Annotated in this window: 1 protein-coding gene; it reads left to right on the top strand. The window is 56.3% G+C overall.

Features of this window, described 5'->3' with window-relative positions:
- Positions 1–44: 44 nt before the first annotated feature.
- Positions 45–238, top strand: a 194-nt coding sequence (locus tag R0J92_RS26390) for a glycosyl hydrolase (RefSeq protein WP_411053865.1), incomplete at its 3' end; no start/stop codon positions are given.

The raw sequence follows: 238 nt of genomic DNA, 5'->3' as shown, positions 1-238 counted from the left end.
ATATCCGCGCCTATCAGCATGTCGTCAATGTCTGCCGCAAATCCTTGCCACACGCCAAATATATGTGGTCGCCAAAGGGCGAGGAGGGGTTGGAAGCCTATTATCCGGGCGATGGTTATGTCGACGTGATCGGCCTCTCCGTATTCGGTTACGAACCCTACGACATGCTGGAACTGGGACGGGCATCCACCTTCGTGGAACGCGCCAAACCGGGCTATGACCGGGTGGTGGGTTTCAA

Origin of the sequence: Tritonibacter sp. SIMBA_163 (genome assembly GCF_046535935.1) — a bacterium.
Lineage (GTDB): Bacteria > Pseudomonadota > Alphaproteobacteria > Rhodobacterales > Rhodobacteraceae > Epibacterium > Epibacterium scottomollicae.
This window is presented reverse-complemented; position numbering and strand designations above follow the sequence as displayed.